26 protein-coding genes are annotated in these 26,243 nt (G+C 36.8%); 21 read left to right on the top strand and 5 right to left on the bottom strand.

Features of this window, described 5'->3' with window-relative positions; genetic code table 11:
* Nucleotides 1-5: 5 nt before the first annotated feature.
* Nucleotides 6-521: a GNAT family N-acetyltransferase gene (locus tag MHH44_RS10675; protein WP_340798533.1), complete on the bottom strand. Its 516-nt coding sequence runs from the start codon at nucleotides 519-521 to the stop codon at nucleotides 6-8.
* 429 nt (nucleotides 522-950) lie between these two features.
* Between MHH44_RS10675 and rsgA the strand changes: the two genes are divergently transcribed.
* From rsgA to MHH44_RS10655, 4 genes are all read left to right on the top strand, one after another.
* Nucleotides 951-2,012, top strand: coding sequence for a ribosome small subunit-dependent GTPase A (gene rsgA / locus MHH44_RS10670; protein ID WP_008403631.1), 1,062 nt, complete (start codon nucleotides 951-953; stop codon nucleotides 2,010-2,012).
* 123 nt (nucleotides 2,013-2,135) lie between these two features.
* A complete protein-coding gene (locus MHH44_RS10665) occupies nucleotides 2,136-2,765 on the top strand; it encodes a hypothetical protein (protein ID WP_340798532.1) in 630 nt (209 codons plus the stop codon).
* A gap of 222 nt (nucleotides 2,766-2,987) precedes the next feature.
* A complete protein-coding gene (gene cls, locus MHH44_RS10660) occupies nucleotides 2,988-4,436 on the top strand; it encodes a cardiolipin synthase (protein ID WP_340798531.1) in 1,449 nt (482 codons plus the stop codon).
* A gap of 123 nt (nucleotides 4,437-4,559) precedes the next feature.
* On the top strand, nucleotides 4,560-6,356 hold the full coding sequence (locus MHH44_RS10655; protein WP_008403628.1) for a M3 family oligoendopeptidase: 1,797 nt from the start codon (nucleotides 4,560-4,562) through the stop codon (nucleotides 6,354-6,356).
* A gap of 57 nt (nucleotides 6,357-6,413) precedes the next feature.
* Here MHH44_RS10655 and MHH44_RS10650 read toward each other — a convergent pair whose 3' ends face one another.
* Entirely contained in the window at nucleotides 6,414-7,469 is a 1,056-nt protein-coding gene (locus MHH44_RS10650; RefSeq protein WP_340798530.1) for a nucleoid-associated protein, read from the bottom strand.
* Between the two features lie 671 nt (nucleotides 7,470-8,140).
* Between MHH44_RS10650 and MHH44_RS10645 the strand changes: the two genes are divergently transcribed.
* Nucleotides 8,141-8,734, top strand: a complete 594-nt coding sequence (locus MHH44_RS10645) for a YpjP family protein (protein ID WP_087616703.1) — start codon at nucleotides 8,141-8,143, stop codon at nucleotides 8,732-8,734.
* Between the two features lie 1,185 nt (nucleotides 8,735-9,919).
* Here MHH44_RS10645 and MHH44_RS10640 read toward each other — a convergent pair.
* A complete protein-coding gene (locus tag MHH44_RS10640) occupies nucleotides 9,920-10,246 on the bottom strand; it encodes a DUF378 domain-containing protein (RefSeq protein ID WP_008403624.1) in 327 nt (108 codons plus the stop codon).
* Nucleotides 10,247-10,680: 434 nt separating this feature from the next.
* Between MHH44_RS10640 and MHH44_RS10635 the strand changes: the two genes are divergently transcribed.
* From MHH44_RS10635 to MHH44_RS10625, 3 genes are all read left to right on the top strand, one after another.
* Nucleotides 10,681-10,872: a hypothetical protein gene (locus MHH44_RS10635; protein ID WP_008407303.1), complete on the top strand. Its 192-nt coding sequence runs from the start codon at nucleotides 10,681-10,683 to the stop codon at nucleotides 10,870-10,872.
* A 235-nt stretch (nucleotides 10,873-11,107) separates the two neighbouring features.
* The gene (locus MHH44_RS10630) at nucleotides 11,108-12,085 is read left to right on the top strand and encodes a thymidylate synthase (RefSeq protein WP_008407302.1); all 978 of its coding nucleotides are present in this window, start codon (nucleotides 11,108-11,110) and stop codon (nucleotides 12,083-12,085) included.
* A 12-nt stretch (nucleotides 12,086-12,097) separates the two neighbouring features.
* Complete coding sequence (locus tag MHH44_RS10625) at nucleotides 12,098-12,568, top strand: dihydrofolate reductase (RefSeq protein WP_008407301.1); 471 nt, start codon at nucleotides 12,098-12,100, stop codon at nucleotides 12,566-12,568.
* Between the two features lie 215 nt (nucleotides 12,569-12,783).
* On the opposite strand, the gene trhA is transcribed toward MHH44_RS10625, so the two are convergent.
* Complete coding sequence (gene trhA / locus MHH44_RS10620; RefSeq protein ID WP_340798529.1) at nucleotides 12,784-13,428, bottom strand: PAQR family membrane homeostasis protein TrhA; 645 nt, start codon at nucleotides 13,426-13,428, stop codon at nucleotides 12,784-12,786.
* Nucleotides 13,429-13,625: 197 nt separating this feature from the next.
* On the opposite strand from trhA, the gene MHH44_RS10615 reads away from it, so the two are divergent.
* The 5 genes from MHH44_RS10615 (at nucleotide 13,626) to msrB (ending at nucleotide 17,093) form a co-directional block, all read left to right on the top strand.
* On the top strand, nucleotides 13,626-14,471 hold the full coding sequence (locus MHH44_RS10615; RefSeq protein WP_014823813.1) for a DegV family protein: 846 nt from the start codon (nucleotides 13,626-13,628) through the stop codon (nucleotides 14,469-14,471).
* Between the two features lie 159 nt (nucleotides 14,472-14,630).
* A complete protein-coding gene (locus tag MHH44_RS10610; protein WP_340798528.1) occupies nucleotides 14,631-15,542 on the top strand; it encodes a GDSL-type esterase/lipase family protein in 912 nt (303 codons plus the stop codon).
* A gap of 4 nt (nucleotides 15,543-15,546) precedes the next feature.
* Nucleotides 15,547-16,119, top strand: a complete 573-nt coding sequence (locus tag MHH44_RS10605) for a YpmS family protein (RefSeq protein WP_008407297.1) — start codon at nucleotides 15,547-15,549, stop codon at nucleotides 16,117-16,119.
* A 17-nt stretch (nucleotides 16,120-16,136) separates the two neighbouring features.
* On the top strand, nucleotides 16,137-16,664 hold the full coding sequence (gene msrA / locus MHH44_RS10600; protein WP_340798527.1) for a peptide-methionine (S)-S-oxide reductase MsrA: 528 nt from the start codon (nucleotides 16,137-16,139) through the stop codon (nucleotides 16,662-16,664).
* The gene (gene msrB, locus MHH44_RS10595) at nucleotides 16,665-17,093 is read left to right on the top strand and encodes a peptide-methionine (R)-S-oxide reductase MsrB (RefSeq protein WP_014823816.1); all 429 of its coding nucleotides are present in this window, start codon (nucleotides 16,665-16,667) and stop codon (nucleotides 17,091-17,093) included.
* A 62-nt stretch (nucleotides 17,094-17,155) separates the two neighbouring features.
* Here msrB and MHH44_RS10590 read toward each other — a convergent pair whose 3' ends face one another.
* A complete protein-coding gene (locus tag MHH44_RS10590; protein WP_340799509.1) occupies nucleotides 17,156-18,943 on the bottom strand; it encodes a methyl-accepting chemotaxis protein in 1,788 nt (595 codons plus the stop codon).
* Nucleotides 18,944-19,034: 91 nt separating this feature from the next.
* Here MHH44_RS10590 and MHH44_RS10585 point away from each other — a divergent pair, with 91 nt between their 5' ends.
* The 8 genes from MHH44_RS10585 (at nucleotide 19,035) to MHH44_RS10550 (ending at nucleotide 25,914) form a co-directional block, all read left to right on the top strand.
* Nucleotides 19,035-19,259: a YozE family protein gene (locus MHH44_RS10585; protein WP_014823817.1), complete on the top strand. Its 225-nt coding sequence runs from the start codon at nucleotides 19,035-19,037 to the stop codon at nucleotides 19,257-19,259.
* Between the two features lie 191 nt (nucleotides 19,260-19,450).
* A complete protein-coding gene (gene deoD, locus MHH44_RS10580) occupies nucleotides 19,451-20,158 on the top strand; it encodes a purine-nucleoside phosphorylase (protein WP_008407287.1) in 708 nt (235 codons plus the stop codon).
* Nucleotides 20,159-20,309: 151 nt separating this feature from the next.
* The gene (locus MHH44_RS10575; protein ID WP_445683040.1) at nucleotides 20,310-20,549 is read left to right on the top strand and encodes a YqaE/Pmp3 family membrane protein; all 240 of its coding nucleotides are present in this window, start codon (nucleotides 20,310-20,312) and stop codon (nucleotides 20,547-20,549) included.
* A 239-nt stretch (nucleotides 20,550-20,788) separates the two neighbouring features.
* On the top strand, nucleotides 20,789-21,247 hold the full coding sequence (locus MHH44_RS10570; protein ID WP_008407284.1) for a hypothetical protein: 459 nt from the start codon (nucleotides 20,789-20,791) through the stop codon (nucleotides 21,245-21,247).
* Between the two features lie 188 nt (nucleotides 21,248-21,435).
* Nucleotides 21,436-22,281, top strand: a complete 846-nt coding sequence (locus tag MHH44_RS10565) for a DUF6612 family protein (RefSeq protein ID WP_340798526.1) — start codon at nucleotides 21,436-21,438, stop codon at nucleotides 22,279-22,281.
* Between the two features lie 167 nt (nucleotides 22,282-22,448).
* A complete protein-coding gene (locus tag MHH44_RS10560; protein ID WP_065215934.1) occupies nucleotides 22,449-23,951 on the top strand; it encodes a lmo1851 family serine protease in 1,503 nt (500 codons plus the stop codon).
* 66 nt (nucleotides 23,952-24,017) lie between these two features.
* Nucleotides 24,018-24,911 carry a CobW family GTP-binding protein gene (locus MHH44_RS10555; RefSeq protein ID WP_340798525.1) on the top strand — a complete coding sequence of 298 codons (894 nt, stop codon included), beginning with the start codon at nucleotides 24,018-24,020 and terminating at the stop codon, nucleotides 24,909-24,911.
* 187 nt (nucleotides 24,912-25,098) lie between these two features.
* On the top strand, nucleotides 25,099-25,914 hold the full coding sequence (locus tag MHH44_RS10550; RefSeq protein WP_340798524.1) for a CAP domain-containing protein: 816 nt from the start codon (nucleotides 25,099-25,101) through the stop codon (nucleotides 25,912-25,914).
* The last annotated feature ends 329 nt before the right edge of the window (nucleotides 25,915-26,243 follow it).

Below are 26,243 nucleotides of genomic sequence, written 5' to 3'. Positions count from 1 at the left end.
TTCCCTCACAAATGTTTAGTCATAATAAAATCTTTTTGTTCTTCTTCACCCATGAAAAATGAGTGAGAGCCTGTTTTTTCAAAGCCAGCATTCTCATAGAACGCAATTGCATTCAGATTTTTTTCCCATACGCCGAGCCAAATTTTGTTTTTGTTCTTTTCATGGGCCAGTTTAATCGCTTCGTTCATTAACACTTTCCCTAAACCAAGTTTCTGAAAACGGTTTAAAATATAAATTCGTTCCACTTCCAGAGTTTCTTGCCCCAATTGTTCGGACTGCGCTTCCTCTGTATTGATTTTTAAATAACCTGCCAGCTCTTCATTTACATACAGTAACTTAAATAGAGAGTGTTTATTTTTGATCTCAGCTGTCAATTTTTCTACTGAAAAAGCATCATTCAAATAATCAGTCATACTCTCTTCACTATTTTGCTCATGAAATGTTTCGTAAAATGTATCACGGCTGATTGTTTGTAAAGCGTCTAAACTTTCGGTAGCACATTGTATTAATCGAATGTTCATCTAGAATCCCTCTTTTTAATAATTTCTATTTATTATTATGATCATAACTAATAAAATAATTGTTTCATAATATTCGAGAAGATTCAATAATGAATGGAATCATCAGCAAGTGCAGCAGAGTAGAATGAATTGTTAATTATTTTGTAATTAACCGTCGAACTGTATTGACAAAACATTCTATCTATTGTTATAGTTGGAATAACTAATGGAGAAAGATGGTGATGGATATGACTAAATTAAATGAGATTGAAACAATGCAATTATGCTTGTCATATGACATTCGCCACAATAGTGCCTTCTAATATCGAAGAGTCACGCTTCTTTACTGTGCGTATGAAACCTTATGACGGGCAAAATTGCTGGTCATAAGGTTTTTTTGTTTGCCTAAAAAACAAAAACACTATCATACGCCATTAGGAGGCAATTCCATTGAATTTACAACAATTAGGTTTTACTACTTTTTTTGATACACAACTACAAACATTATCCATTGATACGTCCACAAAACTTGTTGGACGTGTCATACTCGAACATAAACATTCCTACCGTGTCCTGACAGAACAGGGAGAGTTTTTGGCAACGGTATCAGGAAACTTTGCATACCACGCCTTTTCAAGAAAAGATTATCCGGCTGTTGGCGATTTCGTCATAATTGAACAAATGCCGGGAGAAGAGCGTGCCATTATTCATCATTTATTTGATCGAAAATCCAAATTCACAAGAAAAATGGCAGGTCTTGAAGTCGATGAACAAATCGTGGCAACAAATGTTGATCTTATTTTACTTGTTATGAGTTTAAATGATGACTTCAATATACGCCGTTTGGAACGCTATTTAGTAGCTGCATGGGATTCAGGTGCAACACCGGTTATTGTATTAACGAAAGCGGATTTATGCGAGGATGTCACGCCGTATTTAAAAGAAATCGAGTCGGTTGCTTTCGGTGTGGATATTTTGACGGTTAGTGCGCGGACTGGTGAAGGAATGGCTTCATTACATGCGCTGTTAACTGAAGGGATAACTGCGGCATTACTCGGTTCTTCCGGTGCAGGTAAGTCAACTCTTACGAACGCTTTGTTAAACACAGAACAAATGAAAGTATCCACAATCCGTGAAGATGATGCAAAAGGCCGCCATACTACGACACACCGGGAACTTGTTGTTTTACCATCCGGTGCTTGCCTGATTGACACTCCAGGAATGCGGGAATTGCAGCTATGGGATCAGGGGGACAGTCTAAATGCAAGTTTTTCCGATATTGAACAGCTTACAGAAAACTGCAGATTCCGCGATTGTAAGCATAAAAATGAACCCGGTTGTGCTGTATTGCAGGCAGTTGAAGAAGGGGCACTTGATGCTGCCCGTTTAACGAGCTATTTTAAACTACAGCGGGAGCTTGCTTATTTCGAGAAAAAGGCGAATACGGATGCACAGCTTGCAGAAAAACGTAAGTGGAAGCAAGTATCGAAAAGCTTAAAGAAAATGAAATAAATCTCAAGTAGATGCACAGATTTTGTGCATCTGCTTTTTTTGCGATCTGTTAATTTGAACAGTCATTGATTGTAAGGAAGTTTGAGCTATAATGAATGAAGTGAACGGAGAGGAAGTGGGAAATTGATAAACTGGTTTTATGTCATTATTTTAGGAGTAATAGTAGGGGTATTCAGTGCAATGCTGGATTGGCCATTTTCTGTAAGCATCTCGATTATTCTCTTATTTGCGCTTTGTTCCATCGGTTATATGTATTACATTGCATTCGCTTCAACAAATCTGTTGAAGATTAAAAACTATATCGAAAATCATAAAAAAGATCCAATGCTAAATTATCTCCTTGTCTTGGAAAATGGGACAAAAGAAGACGAAATCGAGGCAATGGATCGCATTATAGAACATTATAAGCAACCCGTTATGAAACTTACATATGAAATGAATCGGGCAATTCGTCTTAACGATTTTGAACGTGCGGAGCAATTTGCGGACAAACTGATGGATACACCAAATGGTCCATATGGAAAAGCCAGCATTGCCGCGTTAACGGGGAATCGGGATCGGGCAAAAAGCTATCCATTAAAGAAAGCGTGGATGATCTATGCGGTCGATGCCCAATTAGCATTAGCAGAAAATAAGATGGAGACATTTGATCAATCTGCAGAAAAGGCAGTTGAGGAAGCGAAAGGATTACAGCGCTACTCATTGTATTACAGTTTGATAAAGGCTAGACAGGAGCATGAGTGGAAAAACTAGTATCAGACGTATTATCGCTTACTTTTGAGGTAAGCGGTATTTTCATTTTCACGCTAAAAGCAAATACTCACCCAAATAATGAATGAATTCCTTTAAAATATGTATTTCAGTGTCTTAAATATATATTTACAGGGAATAGTAAAATAGTAGAAAAAACTAGTAAATTATAACATTTAGTAGTTGCTTTCTCTTATAATTAAATTATGAAAAGAGATGAACTTCATGACAGTAACTGGTATTTTAACCGTCACTTTGTTTGCTTTGAACATTGTGTTTGCCCTCGTATTAATATTCATCAGCCGGAAAAGCGCCTCATCTACATGGGCGTGGTTATTCGTACTCTTTTTCTTACCGATTTTTGGTTTTATTTTATATTTACTGATCGGTAGGAATTTACAGAAAAAACATTTTGTGCGGTGGCATGCAGTGCAGCAGGAGGAAACATTGGAAATATTCCAGGAACAAAAGAATGCGCTGGAAGATGGAACATATGAATTTCCAAATGCCATTACAAAAAAGCATGAAGCGTTAATCAAGATGAACGTTGATTATAACCATTCTTTATTAAGTTCGAAAAATGATGTCAAAATAATGTCAGAAGGGAAAGAGAAATTCCGTTCGGTTATTGAAGATATCGAAAATGCAAAACAGACCATTCATATTCAATACTACATATATAAAATGGATGATGTCGGAAAAAGTATATTTAACGCACTTGTGAAAAAAGCAAAAGAAGGTATTGAAGTACAGATGATGTACGACGATTTAGGGTCGCGCACATTACGCAAAAAGGATCTGAAAAAGTTAACGGATGCCGGTGGACAGGTAGAAGCATATTTTTCATCCTATTTTAAACTCTTGAATCCACGTATCAATTTCCGAAATCACCGGAAGCTCATTATTATTGATGGAAGGATCGGGTATATCGGTGGATTTAATGTCGGAAATGAATATGCCTGTCTGGATGATGAAATCGGGTATTGGCGCGATACACATTTGAGAATAGAAGGCAATTCGGTCTACAACATGCAGGCACATTTTTTATTCGACTGGTATCAGGCGAAAAAAGAAGAGCTGACTGAAATCGAACAAAGATATTTCCCGTCATTTACAGTAGATTCGGATACACCTGTTCAAATTGTGTCGAGCGGCCCGGATACGGATTTTGAATCGATTAAAAACAGCTATATTCGGATGATTTTAAGTGCCAAAAAGTATGTTTATATTCAATCCCCGTATTTTGTTCCGGATGAGCCATTTATGCATGCGGTACAAATTGCTGCTTCATCAGGTGTTGATGTGCGCATCATGATGCCTGAAGTAACCGATCATGCTTTTGTATATGGAGCAAATTCAGCATACAGCGGCGATTTATTGGAGGTTGGCGGTCGAGTGTATCGTTATAAAAAAGGCTTCCTTCATGCAAAAATGATTGTCATTGATGATGAAGTGGCGACAATTGGAACCGCAAATATTGATGTACGAAGTTTTAGCCTGAATTTTGAAATTAACGCCATTCTATATGATGCCGATTTGGCGATACAATGTAGGGAGCTGTTTGAAGCCGATATTGAGGAGAGTTTTGAATTAACGAAGGAGCAATATGACGAACGCAAAACATGGACGAAAGTTCGAGAATCCGTTTCGCGTTTATTATCACCGATATTATAATCTTGTAGCTAGCCGACATACAGGCTAGCTTTTTTATTTCAAAAACCGAAATATTTTCGAGCATTTTAACTTATTTTTTAGTAAAATAAGAATTGAACTACAATTCAGAAAGTGGGTAATGAAATGGTGAATGTAAAATATCCTGAAGTTTGGGATTTGGATGTGTTTTTCCCTGGTGGTAGTGAGTCTCCGCAATTGATCGAGCACATTGAAAGTTTGACACCTAAACTAGATGTATTAAAAGAAAAAATCGACATGTTTGAAGTTCCGCAAAATAGTGGTGCTGCATTGGAAATCCAATCAATTCTGGAAAGCATCAAAGAAGTAATGATGCATATTTCTCAGGCAGGGGCAGTGCTTTCTTGCTTGACTGCACAAGATACGACTGATCGAGATGCACTATTATTGCAAGGCCAATTATCCGGTATTGCCGCAAATTCATCACCGATTTTAGAAAGTTTTAATCAAAAATTGGGTAAGATCGATCAGGCAACTTTTAAAGCATTATTGGAAACAGCTGAATTAGCTCAATTCGAGTTCATCTTGACGGAATGGCGCGAAAAATCGAAAGAGTCTTTATCTGAAGAAGAAGAAGCGCTAATTTCCGCTTTAGGAGTTGATGGGTACAGTTCTTGGGGCCAGCTTTACAACATGCTGATCGGCGATATTAAAGTGGAAGTTGAAGTGAATGGCGAAAAGAAATTACTCTCTGTTGGACAAGCGAATAATTTAAGTTCTCATAAAGACCGAACTGTCCGTAAAGCAGCATTTGATGCTTTGGAAAAAGTGTTTACAGAGCGTGAAGAATTCTTCGCGAAAACATTGAACCATTTAGCTGGTTTCCGATTAGCCGTCTATAAAAAGCGTGGCTGGGACTCGGTAACAAAAGAGCCGCTTCAAATTAACCGTATGAAGCAAGAAACAATCGATGCTATGTGGGGTGCCATTACATCTCGTAAGACGACATTTGCCGGTTATTTGCAACATAAAGCAAACCTGTTAGGTACAGAACAATTGGACTGGTTTGACTTTGATGCACCGGTTACGGATTCAACAGCTACAATGTCTTATCAGGATGGTGCTGAATTTATTCTGAAGCATTTCGGACGCTTTGGTTCTGAAATGGAAAGCTTTGCACGCACAGCATTTGAAGATGGCTGGATTGAAGCGGAAGACCGTGACAATAAACGTCCAGGCGGTTTCTGTACAGGAATGCCATTGTCTGATCAATCACGTATTTTCATGACATACTCGGGTTCGATGTCCAATGTTTCAACATTGGCACATGAATTGGGACATGCTTTCCATACTTATGCACTGCGTCCTGTTCATCCATTGAACCGCCGCTATGCAATGAATGTTGCTGAAACGGCTTCAACGTTTGCTGAAATGATCGTGGCAGATGCAGCGGTCGAAGAAGCAACAACTGAACAAGAAAAGATTGCATTACTGGAAGATAAAATTCAGCGTTCTGTCGCATTTTTTATGAATATCCATGCGCGTTACTTGTTTGAAACTCGATTTTATGAAGAACGCAAGAAAGGCATTGTATCAACGAAACGCTTGAACGAACTTATGGAAGAAGCGCAAATTGAAGCACATGCAGGCGGGTTAGGCGAAACACATCCGCACTTCTGGGCCTCTAAAATGCACTTCTATATTACTGGTGTACCTTTCTATAACTTCCCGTACACGTTCGGTTATTTATTCTCATTAAGCATTTATGCGAAAGCAAAAGAAGAAGGAAAAGGCTTTGAAGAAAAGTATATGGCCTTATTGCGTGATACGGCTGTCATGACAGTTGAAGAGTTGGCGATGAAGCACTTAGGTGAAGACATTACAAAAGAAGATTTCTGGTTAAAAGGAATCGCACTTTGTGAAAAAGATGTTGCCGAGTTTATTGCATTAACATCGAAGTAATATAAGAAAAGGGCTGTGTGAAAAATTCACACAGCCCTTTAATGATTTATAAAAAGTTTATAGCGGTTTTTTGTGCAGCGTAAATCCAAGTGTATCCGCATCCCGTACAGTAATCGTATACGTACCACTCACTTGATCGTGCTTAACATCAATATTGTCCAATCCTTTATCGTAACGGAAGAAGATTTCACCTTCTGCTGATTTATAGACAACATGCAAATCATCGCGTTTTACTTCAAAAGTAGGCGTGAAGTCGGGATTGCGGTCGGTGAACTCATTGATAAATAGCTTGGCTCCTTGCTCAACAAAATCTTCCCGATTCTCAGGAGGTGCAATCGCTTCATAAATATTATGCACTGATGCGTCGAGTTCAACATATTTGCCGTGTTCAAATTCCTCGTCAATCGCTCTTTGAAGGTGGGGAGTCTGCTCTTCGTTAAGTGATTCCGCAATTTTCTCATACAATTCCTTCATGAGCATTTTTGTTTTCTTTTTGTCGGATGCGATTGGAGTAGCCTGCAAGAAAGTTTCCATGAAAAACTTCGCCGGTTCGCCATCTGATTGCTTATCCAGTACATAAACATTTTCTTCAAGCGGATCATAGTTCATTCGAATAAGTGCACACTTTTGTACACGGCTTGATGCGTCAGGTAAAATATTTTCAATCGTTTTCAAATATAATGTTTCCAAGTCGATCTGAACAGCATCTTTAGGATCCAGCTTTAACAGCAGAATATAATCTTCACCAATCAGCTCAATATGCGCGACAAATACCGAACCGTTACTGTTCGATACCGTCTGCATAATTTGATACAGTTTATTTGATAAATCATTGGCCAGTGATAAGAAGTGTGTGTCATCCGGATATTCTACATAACGGTTCATTTTTGTAACAATATCATTGTCACGGTCTAAAAATTTACATGCAACAGATTTAGGACTATTCAATGTAGCATCTATGTATGATTCAAAGAACTGATTATACACTTCAGATTGGAGTGCGGATAAATCCATTGTCTCACTTGCAGATACAAAACGGCTTTGCTGCATATCCAGCAATGTAACAGCCATCCGTTTCATTTGGATTGATAATGTTGTTTCAAATTCATTCATCTTTACATAACTCCTTTTAAATTCCGATTTTTCAAGTATAGCGGACATCATGAAAATTTGCACGGGCCCAAATACATTTTACAAACACGAACATATGTGTTATGATTATTTTTGTGCTATTTTAGATAGTGCTATAAATGAATTGGCATTTCTGCTAGTGTTTTTGAAGATACTTATTCACACTGGCGCAAGCTTCAGGGCTGCAAGGACATAGTAGCAGGTTGGGACTATGTTGCTTAAGTTAGAAGAGATTAGTAGAATTTTACCGCGGTTAAAACTGGAGTTATGCACTCCGAATAAAATAAAAATTCCCCGGAAGATCGGGTTGAGACTTTCATTTATTTATAAATCTATCTATTAAATACTAAAGGGGTCCCCAATAATTGGGGGCCCCTTGTCCAATTTTCCAATTAAAAACCATCCAAATCTTATTGGATGGCACATAAAAAATATTAGTCCGTGAAGCATAAAGAAGTCATATACCCAAGCATTAGTAATAATCCAAGACCCATAACAATGTCCATTTTTTAGAACCTCCCTTAATATAACCTACAATATCTTCCTTTTTTATTGTACAATGATTACAATAAAGATGAAACTATTTGTTATAATATTCGTATATATTAGTAAGAGCGTTTTAAAATTATACATAATAAAAGTGGGTGATAGACTTGAAGAAATGGATCTACAAATCTCTCGTTGTTTCCGTCGCGTTATTATCGTTTGGTTTAATTACACCAAAGCATGAAATTTGGGCAAATTTTGATGAAGACCGTCTTGATAAATCTGTATTGGATCGTCCAAGCGATAACCATATTTCAGCTGCCTATCAGTTGGATGATATTATCGTTGATGAAAAACCGCTGCCAACGACCGATGACTTTGTGTCAGCTGCAAAAGAACAATCATACATAAAATTTGGCACAAAAGTCGGACCGGTTATTGAACAACAATTTGAAACGAATATTTTCCCGAAAATCGAGGAAGCTATTGCAATGACAGTGGAACGAGTTGGCGATGAAAAACTGCGTAACTTAACGGTTTCCGAAAAACCGAGTGGAGATTATTCAGAAAAAATCTTCCACATTGTTGACGGTCAATCGAAAACAGACGTAATTCGATTTCATGTACGAACAGAGAACCGTCCTTTTGATGGCTATTATTACAATTTCCACTACCATACGTTTGAAGACAACTATTCTAAGCATTATGACCTTGGCGAGATTTACTGGTCGAAAAACACACCGCCTAAATGGTTATCATAGCAAAAAGCTGCACCCGTCATATATTGCCGGGTGTTTTTTTTATTGACGTTAAACATTGGGGCATATCTTACAGTAGGGGTTAGCAATCATCTTTTGAAGAGTCAGACTAAGAGGTAGCATCATACTAAACAATTCACGTACAGAACAGATAAACATGTATAAGTGCTATACGACATTAGGAGATTTTTATAACAAATTAGTGCCAAGCTGAAAAATTTTCTACCGATAAATGTAATAGACCTTATAAATTTTATTGCCGTTAAAACGCCTACTTAGTTAGTTTGTCATTTATACTTCTAAGAACTTTTAGTTTTTCTTGCTGTATTTTAAGAAATCTAAGTAAGAACCAACTTACAAATACAAATGGTACTATGTAGAAAAATATGCTTAAGATCGGTAATAAAGCGATTAATGTTTCCATTGATAACGGTCTCCTTCTTTTTTGTAAGTACGCATAAAAAAAGACTCAAGCCTATGTTGCTCAAGTCGCAAAACAATACACTCTTATTCTAATGTATATTTCTAATTATGCCAAATAATTACGGGCAAACTAAATATACCAAAGGGAATTGGCAATTTACAGAATCGATCTTTTTCTACTTTTCAGTCTTCTTTTTTCCAGAATTGGCGGCAAAAAGTCCACTAACTAATGCAATTATGATTGCTACCCAAGTCCAAAAACTCAAAACGTCACCCCATTAAAATAAAAATATTTATACTTATTACCACTATACATTCTTTTTTGTAATTAATCCCCAAAAAAATATATTGAGCTCGATGTATTACTTGTCATACGATTACTCTGTTTGACCGAAAAAAACACCGCTTAAATGGTTGTCATAACAAACTGCAGTCAAGTCAAATTGTTAGGATATTCATTTCCATCCATTACCAACAGTAACCAAACGATTAAAAGCTTAAATAAACCGCGATTTGCCAACCTTTATCTTAAGGGGAGTGGTGATCTTGGAAAACAGATTTTTTTTAGGTTTATTTAATGGCTTGATCTTAAGTATTATATTATGGACCTCTATATTTGGATGGATAAAGATCATAACGGGTTTATTATAAATTGCAAAGAATATGCAGAGAGAAGGGCTACACATAAATAATTTATACTTGCTATGCAGGTAATTGCAAAAGACCAGGTCTCTTTAAAGAGCCTGGTCTTTGACATTTGTTGAGTTATTTCTCGTTATTGTTGTCTTTATTTTTTTGCTTAGAATATTCCGAGAAATCTGCTTCTTTTCCTGCTTCCATGTTATAGTTCGGTCTGTTGGAAGTTCTTGTATGCGTAACGGTTGCAGTGTCCTCTTCATCAAGGTTTTTCATTAGCAATGGAATACAAGCGAGACCTGCTAGACCAACGAGTGCGTAAATAATTCGTGATAAACCGGCAGTTTGACCGCCAAATAACGATGCGACTAAATCAAATTTGAAAAAGCCAATAAGTCCCCAGTTAATTGCCCCAATAATTACAAGTACAAGGGCAATTCTATATAATGTTCCCATGTAAAACATCTCCTTTATTTTAGATAAGAAGTTCTTTTGTATGCAAAATACTCATACGAAAGAAATTCAAGTATCTATTTCTGTTCGTATTTTTCCCGGTAACTGTTTGTTTATACTCTTTTTTTGTAAAAGAAAATGTATCAAAATACGAATAAAATTGTCCTTTTGAAAATAAAAATAATTAAAAAAGGAATTAATATCCGGAGAATTAACGAGGAAAATATATAGTTCTGTTTTCGTAATAAATACATTGAAAGTTATTTATTTAAGGTTGTTAATAGAGTATCCGATAATTAATCATATTATTACTATGCAACAAAAAAGTGTCCCTTTATTTTTTTGATCTGTTTACAAAAAATTTAAAATTTAAAGGTGAATTTTTATGTAACTCGAGGTATAATATTTGTATACTATAGTAAAAAGGAGGACTGCCGATGATAACCGGTCAGTTAGGGCGAGCATTCCAATTAGCGGAAAAACATAAGCTCGACGTAAATACAATTTTAGAGTTAACAAAAATTATTGCGAAAGAAGTAAATGGTACTCAAAAAATTGAGGAAAAAATTTTACTTCAAATGATTCAAATTCTGGAAAACAACAAAACAATTCTTAGGGAGGCAACATAAAAATTGACGCAAACGATTGAGCTATACGATGACTTAGACACATTTGACTAAAGGCGCTACTCAGCAGACGAAAGACGAGTAGCGCCTTTTATTGTACACTTTTTTATACATATTGTTTTATTTGAACCAGTAAGTATTCTCTAAGTAGGCTTTTCGAGCGATTTTGCAGATTGGCGTGTTTTTCTCAACATAAGTCTATATAATATACGAAGAACATTCTTTAGGAGTGAAAACAATGACGCATGCAGATCATACATATTTAAATTTATTGCAATATATTTTGGACAACGGTACCGACAAATCTGACCGTACAGGAACAGGGACACGCAGTGTTTTCGGCTATCAGATGCGGTTTAATTTACAAGAAGGTTTTCCGCTCTTAACGACAAAGCGTGTACCATTCAAACTTGTAGCAAGTGAGCTTCTATGGTTTATAAAAGGGGATACAAATATTCGCTATTTACTTCAGAATAATAACCATATTTGGGACGAATGGGCATTTAAAAAATGGGTAGAATCAGAAGAGTATGGCGGACCTAATATGAGCGACTTTGGACGACGTTCACTTGTTGATGAAGCATTTAATGTACAGTATCAAAAAGAGCTTTCTACATTTTGCGAACGCGTGTTGCATGATGATGAATTTGCTTCAAAATATGGGGATTTGGGTAATGTTTACGGGAAACAATGGCGCAATTGGACAACTTCAGAGGGAGAATCAATCGATCAGTTACAAGATGCAATTGATTTAATTAAACATAATCCGGATTCGCGTCGAATTATCGTGAATGCCTGGAATCCGGAAGATGTAATCGATGCGGGAGGAAAAGGCAGTAAAGCGGCATTACCACCATGTCACGCGATGTTCCAGTTTTACGTGGCAGAAGGTAAATTAAGTTGTATGCTGACACAGCGCAGTGCGGATACATTCCTAGGTGTACCTTTTAATATTGCGAGCTATGCATTGCTGACGCATTTAATTGCCCATGAATGTGGTTTGGAGGTAGGCGAGTTTGTGCACAGTATGGCTGATACACATATTTATTCAAACCACCTTGAACAAGTAAAAGAACAGCTTGCACGTGAACCGAAGCAATTGCCAGCCTTAAAGCTTAATCTAGAAAAGCAATCGATCTTTGATTTTGAAATGGAAGATATTTCGCTGGAAGGCTATCATCCGCATCCGTCAATTAAAGCACCGATTGCGGTATAAAGGGGGATTACGATGATTTCATTAATCGTTGCACATGATGAAAACCGGGTTATTGGCTATCAAAACGATTTGCCGTGGTATTTACCGGGAGACTTGAAATACTTTAAAGAAATGACAATGGGAAAACCGATGATTATGGGCCGTAAAACATATGATTCAATTGGCCGACCGTTACCGGGACGTAGAAATATTGTCATTACAAGAAATAAAGACTTTGCAGCAGAAGGTATTGAAATAGTAGGTAGTCTAGAAGAAGCTTTGTTGCTTGTTGAAGGTGAAGCGGAAGTGATGATCATTGGTGGTGCTCAAATTTTTGAGCAGTCCATGGCCATTGCCGATCGGTTATATATTACATTCATCAACCATAGTTTTAAAGGGGACACTTATTTTCCGTCATACGATGACTGGAAACAAATCTCATGCCTCGACCCAATCGAGTCTGATGAAGGATATACATTCCAGTATTGTATTTATGAAAAATAAATTTATAAAAGAAGGACGTTGTGACAGAAGTAAAAAATTGATTGGAATGTAGGGCGACTCCTGCGGGAACAGCACGAAGCCAGAGACTACAGGCTCAGGCCGTGCCCGCGGAAAGCGTCCCGAAATGGAAATCAATTTTTAAGCATAGCGAAAAAACGGCACTTTTCTCCATGAGAAAAGTGCCGTTTTTGAATTATGCCCAAAGTACTTTTCTTTTAAATCAAGTAGATATATATACAAGCCACCATACATCCGCAGCCTGCGATAACGAACAAATGCCATATTGCATGATTGTACGGAAGGCGTGTCCAAGCGTAAAAAATCGCGCCAAATGTAAATAGCAGCCCCCCAATGAGCATCAGCATAAAACCATCAAACGTCAAATATTCATATAATGGTCGAATGGCGAAAATGATAAGCCAACCCATGAAAATATAAAGAATCAATGATAATTTTTCGAATCGATGAATGAACAAACATTTGAACACAACACCTAATATTGCAATAAACCAGATAATGCATAGCATGACAATGCCTGTCACGCCTCCGATTGCTATAAGCAAAAATGGGGTATAGGTACCAGCAATCAAGATATATATTGAAGAATGGTCCAGTATAGAAAAGAACCGTTTATATTTTTCCGGAACACTATGTAATAATGTCGACATTAAAAACAGCAAAATCAATGAAGAGCCAAAAATAGCGTAGGAAGTTATATGTATCGCAGTGCCGTTTACAGCTGAATGGATAATTAATAGGATGCAAATAGGTATGCTGATGGCAAGGCCTATACCATGAGTTATGGCATTCCAAAGTTCTTCTTTCCAGTTTTTATAGTCAAATGCGTCAAAATTGTGCATGTGTCATCACGCTCCTTTATATTAGTATAGTTCTAAATCAAAATATTCGTGATAGATGGTTGTCATGATGTTATACTGCTATATGTCATATGTAAATCGTGATAAACGGGGTCATTCTTCAATGACAAATGTCATATTGGTAAACAAATATGATTTCTTTATAATAGTAAGGAAGATAGAAAAAGGATGTGTTTTCTTTGAGTCAAATTCATATCGTAACGGATTCAACTTGCGATTTAACAGACGCGGAAATTCAGGAACATGGAATTCATGTAGTACCACTAACTGTACAAATTGATGAAAAAACGTATACAGATCGTGTAAATTTGCAACCGGATACATTTATTAAATTATTAAAAACAGCAAAAGAACTTCCCAAAAGTTCTCAACCGTCTCCTGGTGCATTTAAAGAACTATATGACGAGCTCGGTAAAGATGGATCTAGAATTATATCAATCCATATGACAGGCAGTATGAGCGGTACATATCAGTCAGCGAATCAGGCTTCTCAAATGAGTGATTCTGACGTAACTGTAATTGATTCACGTTATATTGCTTTTGGATTGGCATTCCAGCTTCGTGAAGCGATCCGTTTACGTAATGCAGGGGCTACAGTGGAGGAAATTGTTGCCGGAGTGAATCGTGTACGTGAAAACACACGTCTTTTTGTTGCATTGGATACGTTGGAAAATATGGTAAAGGGCGGTCGAATCGGAAAAGGTAAGGCAGTTGTTAGTTCTTTACTGAATATTAAGCCAATTGGTCACTTGGATATTGGGGAAGTGACGATTTGTGCAAAACCGCGCAGCTATAAGCAAGTGGTGAAATATTTGATGAGTGAATTTGAAAAGGATACTCAAGGTAAAAAAGTAGCAGGTGTCGGCATCTCACATGCGAATTCAATGGATACTCTAGTGAATCCACTAATCGAACAAGTAAAAGCAGCGGGGTATACAGGACAAGTGGAAGTTGCCTTTACTTCTCCGGTTATTAGTACACATACGGGTGAAGGTGCAATCGGCTTTATTTATTATACAGAATAGGTAAAAGGTAATTCTAAAGATTTTTAACTTTAGAATTACCTTTTTTGTAAAGCAATAAAAAATATTTTCTGATATATCACTATTTTTATAGGCATATCATTCCTAAAGATAAGGAAAATATTTTATAATGAAATAACAAAGTAAAAAGGGGGAAGTTGCATGTGGCGGTTATTACTCACATCATTAGCTGTCATTTTCTTGTCCGCATGCTCCGTTACAATTGACCCACAAATAGAAGAAGCACAACAGTCCGACAAGTCATCCGATGAACAAAATGATTTGTCTATATCAGAAAAAGAAACCGAAAACGAAGAAACAATTAATACGAGCTTTTTTGATATTATCAATGATGTATTTCAACTAGACTGGTCTGATCGTAAGGAAGAAAATGCACAACCGGTTTTTTATTTAGCATTAGGTGATTCGCTCACAAGGGGTGTTGGAGATGAAACCCAAGATTATGGCTATACGATTCGTCTGCAGCAGGAGCTGGAAAAATGGCCGATGGTAGAAGAAGTTGAGCTTGATAATCGCGGTAAAAATGGGAGACGCAGTAATCAACTATTAAGTTTACTTAAGCGTGGCCATTATGATGAAGAGCTAAAAAAAGCAAATTTGGTCACGATTACGCTCGGCGGTAATGATGTGATGAAAATTGTTAAAAAGAATTTGTTTTCAATGAAAAAGTCTATGTTTGATAAGGAATTACCAAAATTCGCTAAACGTTACAAGCAGGTCATTGCAGAAATTCGTAGAGTCAATCCTGAGGTACCGATTATATTAGTTGGGTTCTATAATCCTTTTTCGATCGTAGTAGATGAGATTACACCTTTCGATCCGATTATATCGGAGTGGAATGATGAAATTGAAAAGCTTGCTGCAACAGATGAAAATGCATGTTTTGTCTCTGTAGAGGATTTATTTGTATCAAATGAGGATATGGTATATCATGTAGACTTCTTTCATCCGAATAGCACGGGATATGATCGTATGACAAAACGCATCATTGAATCAATGCAACAATGTGATATTGAGCAGATGTCAGACGGTTTATTAGGATTTGAGGAGTGAGAAGATGAATAAATGGAAAATCGCATTTTTATTATTGGCTGGAGCAGTACTCATTTCATTCGCCACATTGCTCTATTTTATAACTGCTGATGTAGAACAAGCAACAGAACAGCCGCCACTCCAAATTGAGGGTAATATATTGACTGTGGAAACGACAGCTAAAGAATTCGAAGCAATCGCAAAACAATATTTATCGGAAGCTATGAACCAGTCACCGGTTCCGGTAGAGCTGACAGTGGACGATAAAATTTATTTATACAGTACATTAACTGTCTTTAATATCGATTTGCCGATTCAGATGGACTTCATTCCTGTTGTTAATAACGGGAATATCACTCTGAGTCAAGAAGCTGTCCACGTCGGCAAGGTAAATATCCCTCCGAAAACCGTACTGAAAATGATTGATGATGCGGTTAATTTTCCTAATTGGATTACGGTGAAGCCAAACGACGAAGAAATTTATGTGGACCTGTCACGGATCAATATCGCAAGTGGTTCTAGGGTGCGTGCGAAGGAAATCGATTTAGCAAATGATAAAATAGAATTGGAAGTAGTTATTCCAAACCAAACGAAGTAAAACAGGAGGTAATTTTAATGGCGTATGAAAAAGCAACATTTGCAGGGGGCTGCTTTTGGTGTATGGTAAAGCCGTTTGATCAACAGCCCGGTATTATAGAAGTCATTTCCGGTTACACTGGCGGGCATATTGAAAACCCGACATACGAGCAAGTATGCAGTGAAACAACAGGCCATCTTGAGGCAGTCCAAATTTCGTTTGATCCGGAAATTTATCCGTATGAAAAACTGGTTGAACTTTATTGGACCTTGATCGATCCTACAGATGCGGGCGGTCAATTTTATGATCGAGGCGAATCATACACAACGGCGATTTTTTACCATAATGATGTTCAAAAGCAGATTGCCGAATTATCCAAGTCAAAACTGGATGCTAGCGGAAAATTCAAATCACCAATTGCCGTTAAAATTCTGGAAGCAAAGCCATTTTACGCAGCAGAAGATTATCATCAGCACTACTATAAGAAGAACCCGGCACATTATGAACGCTATTCGGTTGGTTCTGGACGTGCAGGATTTATTGAAAAACACTGGGGGTCAAAATAAATGAATAAAGAACAACGATTAAAAGAGTTAACAGAGATGCAGTATCATGTTACACAAAACCAAGGTACGGAACCACCCTTCCGTAATGAATACAATGACGTGTTTGAAGATGGTATCTATGTGGATATCGTGTCAGGAAAGCCGCTTTTTAGCTCGAAAGACAAATATGATGCTGGATGTGGCTGGCCGTCATTTTCAAAGCCGATTGAACAAGTTGAAGTTACCGAGCATTTTGATACATCACACGGTATGCGTCGTGTCGAAGTACGCAGTAAAACAGCTGATTCACATTTAGGGCATGTATTCCCTGATGGTCCGCAACAATTGGGCGGATTACGTTATTGCATCAACTCAGCTGCATTGCGCTTTATTCCGGTTGAAGACCTTGAAAAAGAAGGCTACGGTGAATATAAATCAATGTTTGAATAAAAGCAACTCGCTTATGGAATTTCATAAGCGAGTTGTATTTTTTTTGCTGTTTAATTTATCAATTAGATTTTGAATTCATTGACTACGCTTCGCAGCTGATCTGCTTGAGCAGCTAGTTCAACGGCGGATGCATTGATTTCTTCCATGGAAGCGGAACCTTGGGATGCGGCAGCTGCACTGCGTTCTGTATTGACAGCAGTATTATCCGCAATAGCGGCAACATGTACAAATGAAGTTGTCACACCATGGCTATTATTTAACGTTTGTTCGATTTGAGCAACCATCTGTGTTAAGATATCAGAAGTTTTGTCTGTTTGCATTAATATATTTTGTAAAGAACCGGTCGTCTCATTTGTCACTTCTACTCCACGAATTACTTTTTGAACACCCGTGTGGTTTTGTTCAATAATCGACTTCACCTCTGTTTGAATCGAACCTACAATTGCTGATACTTCCTTTGCAGCCTTTTGGGATTGTTCGGCAAGTTTTCGAACTTCCGCTGCAACAACTGCAAATCCTCTTCCATGTTCACCGGCCCGTGCAGCCTCAATCGCAACATTTAATGCAAGTAAATTTGTTTGTTCAGAAATCGCTGTAATTGTACTTATAATAGAAGTGATATCTTTCGATTTTTCCCCCAATTTTTCCACCGTATCCGAAGTCGATGCCATTGTTTCTTCAATTTCGAGCATGACGATTGATGAATGGGTGACCGATTTGCTTCCTCGATATGCGGCTTCTTTCATTTCATAGGCAGCCTGCTGAACCTCTCGTGCTTTTTCGTCTAATATGTGCATCGATTGTTCCAATTTTTGCATTTCATTGCCGGCACTACCAATACTGTTTAGAATGTCACTGCTGTCGCTCGCGATTTTCATCGTAGAATCAGCAATGAAATCGATTGTTCGAGCATTTTCATCCGCGAGTGCCATTAATTCCTGTGAACTCCCTGATACATTCTCAGCAAGGTTTGAAACACGTTTTACCAATGCTGAAATTGATTCGATTAGAATATTCGTAGAATTTCCGATAATTGAAAATTCATCCTTCGTTTTAACATTTACGCGACGTGTTAAGTCACCGCCAGCCTGTGCAATTTCCAAAATCGATTCATTGATCTTTTTCGTATTTCTTCGAATCGATTTTGATAATATATAGCCTAATGAAATGGTTAAAATTACAGCAAAACCTGATAAGGCAAAAATTGATATTTTAGAGGCGAAAGCAAATTGTTCCAGTTCCGAAATTGTTTTTTCGTTACGCTGTTCGAGTATTTGTATCAGTTTTCCTGTGTTTTCATCAATATATCCTTTAAAATTTTGGCTTCCGCTATTCGCAAAAAGTTTAGCAGCATTTTCAAAGCCATATTTTTGACGGATTTCTATTGTCGATTTAGAAAAAGATAAATAATTGGTGTAAAACTGTTGTATTAAGCCTAAGATTTTCAGTTCTTCATCCTGATTTTTAAATGAAGTTTCAATAGAAGTTAAGTTTGTATGTATTCGTTCCTTCGACTCTTCATATAATTGAAGAAATTTTTCATCGCCTGTAATTAAGTAAGTTTGCTCATGGCTTGATAGCTTTGCAATATCGGAGGCTAAATTATTAATATGCATCTGCTGTTTTAAGTTTTCTGCAGCAAATTCTCGCAAGTTCTTTTCCAAGTTTGTTATATTAATATACGATAAAATTTGCATAGAAATAATAATTGCCATTAAAATAGTGAAAGCAATTAAAATTTTCCCTCGTATGAGATGAAAGAAGTGAAATAGGGCTTTCGGTTTACTAGGGTTTTTCCTTAATTTTTCTTTAATAGGTTTAGTTTTCTTGCTATTTCGCAAATAATTCACCACTTTCTGAAAATTCTATATTTAACTATTTTACTACATGTATGGGAAATTTTCACTATATATCGAGAAAAAATATAAAGGAGGGGAAATTTTGAAAAAATCTTTTTATCATTTTGCACTAACCTACAGAGGGGGAGAATGGTCGGATGAAAAGGTGCGTTTTGCTGAAAGCATGTTTCTGGATCACGCCTTTCCTAAAATGTCCGATAGCTTTGAAGAACTTACGAATTATATTGAATTTCAATCCGACGAATATTTGACTATCGGTGCTTTTGATCAATTATGGGATTTATATGAAAGTAAATTTTCGATATAAGCGATATTTTGCATGTAATACGCAAGATGGGGTATAGTGAAATTATGATGCACCCTTCGTTAAATTTTCGTTATTTTGTCCAAATATTGTTTTTTATGCAAATTTTTTTGTGAAGCAAGACGTCTAACGATTGAATGTTTATACGAAAACGTTTACAATTTAGAAGAATTATGATGAAAAGAGGTTTTTTGATGAGCGTTCATATTAATGCCAAAAAAGGCGAAATTGCAGAAATTGTACTATTACCAGGAGATCCATTACGTGCAAAATATATTGCCGAAACATTTTTAGAAGATGTTGTACAATACAACGAAGTACGTAATATTCTTGGCTACACAGGCACGTATAAAGGAAAACGCATTTCTGTACAAGGGACAGGCATGGGTGTTCCATCGATTTCGATTTATGCGACTGAATTAATGCAAGAATACGGTGTACAGAAACTAATCCGTGTAGGTACTTGTGGTGCGATTCAAAAAGACGTGAAAGTACGTGACGTTATTATTGCACAAACATCATCTACAGACTCAAACTTAAACCGTGTAATTTTCGGCGGTACAATCGACTATGCACCAACTGCAGACTTTGATTTATTACTAAAAGCATATAATGCAGCAAAAGAAGCGAACTTAAACGTACGTGTAGGAAATATCTTCACGGCGGATATGTTCTATTCTGACGAAGCGCAAAACGAAAAATTAGCACAATATGGCGTATTAGCTGTTGAAATGGAAACTTCAGCACTATACACATTAGCAGCGAAATTCGGTCGTCAGGCGTTAACAGTTTTAACAGTATCTGACCACATCCTAACTGGTGAAGTAACAACTTCAGAAGAGCGTCAAACTACGTTCAATGACATGATGGTGATCGCGTTGGAAGCGGCAATTCAAGACTAAAATAACAAATCATTGTAAGTTAATTTATAACGTGATTTCATAAGTGCCTAACAGGTGAAAACTTGTTAGGCACTTTTTCTATATAAAGGTAATTGAAAAGCAACGTACATCATTTCAGTATAGGAAAATGATTATAATACTGGGCAAATTAATGGGTACACTAATGCTAAAAGTAAACTTTATTAAGCAGGTGATCATCATGATGTATTTATTAGCTATTTTCTTTCCACCGTTAGCTGTATTAATTTGCGGTAAACCAATACAAGCATTAATTAACTTTTTCCTATGTTTTTTAATATGGATTCCGGCAGTTATACATGCAATTTTGATAGTTCGTGATCATAAAGCAGATAAAAGAATGGAACGTCAGATTAAATTGTTGAAGAAATAGACGAATGTAGATGTACACGAAATAATTTATACAGAATGACTCTTGCACATCACAATAGTGGTGTGTTTTTTATGTATACCGATAAAGCACTTTAGTACATAACGAAGGGCGTATAAAAATTTCAAAAAATTTTCTTAGCGAATCTTTGGCATATCGAATTTGTGTTGTGGGCAAACTGAGATACCGACAATTTTAAAGCACATAAGATGACGGCCAAAAAAGTAAAAAGGAGTGAGGGGATGAGTCAGGAAGTAGCAAAGAAATTTATTGATCGAATCTCAAGCACAGTGGATCCGTTAGCGAATATTGTCACGGTTAGTCTGTTTTGTGAAAATGCCATTAACCAATTAATTCAGGAAAAGCTGCCGAAAGTACGAAGCTTCAAGGATCAGTCAACTTATATCCCGATGGCGAGCTCTAATTACAGCACTAAAGTATATTCTGTTTATGCATTAGGTTTAATCGAACAAAAATTGTTCGAAAACTTATGGTTGCTGAACTATTGGCGCAACAAAGCCGCACATAACATTAGTGTGGATATTAGAGCTTTGCCGATGAACTTTCACATTTTTGATAACAACCTCAAAATCGAAAAAGACATGAATGAAAACGAAATTGTCATCGGCATTGCCCTTTGCACTTACAAAGAATTGCATGTGTTCTTAAATGAACAATACGGTATTAAGTTAAATTGGTGAAGAATAAAAAGTGTCTATGCCTGTAGACACTTTTTATTTTATCCGTCATTCCTAAAAAAATGCCTCTATCCATACAATATTTTCAATTCATAATAAAATTCATTTAATCTTATTTCCAAATTAAAGATATTAATACACCAAATTAGGGTATAGATAGGGGAAGTTTAACTAGGAAGGGTTGAAATCATTTGAAAAAACAATACTTATTCGCGATGTCTACATTAGCTATTGCACTAGTTGCAGGCTGCGGAGATACAGCAGAACCGGTTGAAGGTACAGATAGCGAAGCCAATTTAACATTACAGCAAGTATATGAGAATGCCATGCAACGCCAGCAAAATTTGAAAAGTGTTCATGCTGAAACAACGATGGATCAGGTGACGAGTTTCGTTATGGAAGGTCAAACGATGGAAATTACAAGCAATTCAAACTTGGCAATGGATATACAGCAAAAACCGATGGCAATGTATTCAAAAGGAACCGTTAAGATGGATATGGGCGATGAAAAAATGGATATGCCGATAGAAATGTATATGACCGAAGAAGACGGCTTTTACATGTTAAACGGCGATACGAATGAATGGCTGAAAATGCCGGATGAGCAATATGAACAATTAATAGCGCAAACCGGTGCACAGGTAGATGCATCAGAACAACTTGAACAACTTGAGCAATTTATCGATGATTTCAGCTTTGAACAGGACGATGAGAATTATTTGTTAACACTGAACATTGAAGGGGATGAGTTCAAACAGTTCATAGTTTCACAAATGGGTGCAAGCTTAGGTGAATCAATGGAGGTTAATGGTGAAATTCTGGAGAACATGACCTTTGAAGATTCACAATATAATATTGTCGTTGCAAAAGATACGTTTGATATAAAAGAAATGGATATGGATCTCAAGATTATCACAAATGTCGAAGGCCAGGAAACAACAATTGAAAATGATGCGAACATTGTCTATTCGAAATTTGATGAAGTAAAAGAGATCAATATACCAAATGAAGTTATAAATGGAGCTAAAACTCAATAATAAATCAAGCAGCGATGCCGCGTTATGGCGAAAATCGCTGCTTTTTTCTATTAAACATGAAACGAAATAAAAAAATTAACGTCTATCCTTTTCTAGTCGCTTGTAAACTGATATTATTGGTATAGTGTGACATCAGACAGTGTAAAAATGAGAGTGGTGAAATTGAAATGGATGAACAAAAAAGAGATGAGGATCAAAACGGTTTAAACGAAGAGCAAATTACTAAACCGGCAGGAAAATATTTACGCATGAAACCATTTGCATTCATAATGGTCATTTTCCTGACAATTTTATGTACAGCCGGTTTAACAATTTTTGCGTTAACATTCGGTGAAAACAAAGTTGTAGAAGTTAAAGAACCGTTGGAACGGGCGGAATTCAAAAAACTATATGATGCGTATGATGCACTTCAGCAAAAATATTATGAAGACATAAATGAAGAAGAAGTGGTATATGGTGCAATCAACGGGATGTTTGATGCATTGGGAGACCCTTATTCTGATTATATGAATAAAGATGAGGCAAGTTCATTTAATGAAAGCCTGTCTTCTAGTTTTCAAGGAATTGGTGCGGAAATTCAAGAACGAAATGGTTATATAATGATTGTTTCTCCAATTAAAAATACGCCTGCCGAAAAAGCCGGTTTACAACCGAAAGATATGGTATTGGCGGTTGACGGGAAAAGCGTCAAAGGCATGAGCTCTACAGAAGCTGTGTTACTGATTCGTGGTGAAAAAGGTTCTGAAGTCACTTTGACAATTCAACGCGGAGATGCTGAGAGCTTTGATATGACGATCGTGCGTGATGATATCCCGGTAGAAACGGTTTATGGCGATATTGATGAAGAAGGAATTGCACACTTCCAAATCACTTCTTTCAGTGAAAACACAGCAGTAGAACTGGAAAAGTTGCTAATTGAATATGAAAAACAAGGGATGAAAGGGATTGTTTTAGATGTTCGTCAAAATCCAGGCGGCTATTTAAAGGCGGCAATCGACATTTCAAACTTGTTTGTTGAGGAAGGAAAAACAATCGTTCAAATTCAAGAACGAGATGCAGAACCTCAAATCGTGACTGCGGATAATCGTTCTAAGTATAATCTTCCGATAACAGTATTAATCGATGAAGGAAGTGCTTCTGCTTCTGAAATTTTAGCAGGTGCACTAAAAGAATCTGCAGGTGCCCAAATTGTTGGATTGAATTCCTTTGGTAAAGGGACAATGCAGGAAATCATTTATATGGAAGATGGGGCAAACTTAAAATTCACAACAGGTAAATGGTTAACTCCAGACGGCAATTGGGTGAATGAAAAAGGTATTGCACCAGATGTAAAAGTTGACTACCCGGATTATGCTTCTTTACCTTATATCGATCCGAGCCAGCAATATGAAAAAGAAGCAAATCATGCTTCCATCAAAACAGCTGAACGTATTTTGGAAGTATTGGGATATGAGCCAGGTAAAGTTGATACACAATTTGATGGAGCAACTGAAGCTGCATTAAAAGCATATCAGCAAGATAATGAATTAGAAGTTACGGGTATTTTAACAGGTGATACAACATATGCCTTAATGGATGCAATTAGCGAAAAGCTAAAAACAGAAGATCCTCAAATCTTAAAGGCGAAAGAGTTATTGGATATTAAACCTGAAGAAACGACAAACGAATAAAAAACGCGGGCTGGTAAAAAGTGAAAAACACTTTATTGCCAGCCCATTATTATAGGAAGTGAACTTATGAAGGATGTATATTTATTTAGCGGATTTTTAGGGAGCGGCAAAACGTCCATGTTAACTGATGTCATTCGCCAGTTGAAGGAGGCCAATTTAAAGCCGGCTGTTATTATGAACGAATTAGGCAAGCTTCCATTTGATTCACAGGCGGTAGAAGAGGATGTGCCATTGAAGGAAATGTTGGAAGGCTGTATTTGCTGCAGTGGAGCAGAAAAAACAGAAGCGCAAATCCAGTCCCTTTTACACGATCAGGAATTTGATGTCCTTATAATAGAAACAACAGGCGCTGCACACCCTGTAGAAGCACTGGATGCGGTTTATTCGCCTTTATTTGCGGATAAGTTGAATATTAAAGGAATTGTAACGGTGGCGGACAGTCGGTTATGGTTGGACAGGTCAAACCTTACTCCACAAGTACGTTCTCTTTTTATGGAACAAATTCGTCATGCTCATCTGTTACTGGCAAATAAAACGGACTTACTAACGGAATCGGAACAAGCGCAAGTTGTCTATGAATTGCAAGGATTTAATGCAAAGGCATTCATCCTCCAATCAACAAATGGCCGTGTTCCATTAAAGTTATTGCAAAATATCCAATCAACTGCCCGTGTATCCAAAGATGATATTGTGACAGCACGTATTGGCGAAAGCTTCAATTTAGGCTCGCGACTTATACGATTTGATACAAGCTTTACACAGGAACAGTTTGAAAACTGGGTTCGCTCATTACCGGATACCGTTTATCGTATGAAAGGCTATGTTCCGATTGAGGGAATCAAAAATCCAATGCTGTTCCAGTATGCTTATGGAATGGTCCAATGGCTGCCGGAATATATTAAAATGGAACCGAATTTAGTCATCATTGGGGAGAACATTAACACTCTGGAAATTATCTAACTATCATAATATGTCAATAGCTTTTCAGATGAAATGTTTGAGGAAATTGGATAAATTTATCGCAAATTATGAGTAAAATATAAGATTTTAAGGCTAATAAGTTGGTAGATGGACAGTTTACCAATTTATAGGCCTTTTTTTTTCCGTTTTTTCATTTACGATGAAATCACGAAAGGAGGCGTACAAAATGAAAAAATTAGTTCTACCATTTTGTGCAGTAATACTTTTTGCAACTCAAGCACCCGTTGCTAATGCAAGCTCAAATGCAATTGAAGGGGGCAAATCAACAACAACTAATCATGTTCAATCAACATATAACTATAAAATAAAGCTTAATAATTACTTTAAACTTGTAAAAACGACACCTCAAAAAGGGGCAATCGTTAAACAGGAAGTGTCGACAAATACAGTTAAAAAACCGGCTTCAACAGAAGATGTCAGCAAAGAGTCTTCTAAAGAGGTTAACAAGAAAGTAGAAAAAGAGCCAACAAACGTAGTAAACAACGAAAATCCAAAAGTTGTTGCTCCAACAACGACTGAAACACAGTCACAAACACCTTCAACACAACCTAAAACTGAACAGGCTCCAGTTCAAGAACAAAAAGAATCGACAGCTACAGATCAAATTTTAGCGATTGAAGAAAAAGTTGTTGCATTAACAAATGCAGAACGTGCTAAAAATGGTTTAAGTGCACTACAAATTGACCGCCCATTAATGGCAGCGGCACGTGAAAAATCTCAGGATATGAAAGATAAAAATTACTTCTCACATACTTCACCAACATTCGGCAGCCCGTTTGACCGCTTAAAAGCATTGGGCATTGCTTATAAATCAGCTGGTGAAAACATCGCCAAAGGCCAAAGAACACCGGAAGAAGTTGTACAAGCATGGATGAACTCTGAAGGTCACCGCGCTAATATTTTAAATAAAGACTTCACTCACATTGGTGTTGGTTATGTGAAGGACGGTAATATCTGGACGCAACAATTTATAAAAAAGTAATTTGATGAAGATACTATCCTTTTCAACATGAGAAGGGTAGTTTTTTTATTTCGGGTATTATTTTATTATTAAGCGTATACTTAAAACAATGGAAATATTCTTAGGGAAATTTATTATTTCTTTTGGCCTTATAATTTTGTATGTGAAAACACCCATTTTTAGAGAAATGCTTTATAAAGTGCCAAAATGTGCTACAATATACGGTATACTTTTAAAAGCCTTATAAAAAAAGGTGTATAATTCGCATGAATAGAAGTGATAAACAGTAAAATTATTTTTTTAGAATAACAAAACAGGAACAAATATTAAATAATATAAAAGGAACTATA

Origin of the sequence: Solibacillus sp. FSL K6-1126 (genome assembly GCF_038003445.1) — a bacterium.
GTDB classification, from domain to species: domain Bacteria; phylum Bacillota; class Bacilli; order Bacillales_A; family Planococcaceae; genus Solibacillus; species Solibacillus silvestris.
Note: the sequence above shows the minus strand (reverse complement) of the source record. Positions and strands in the feature narration are given on the sequence as shown.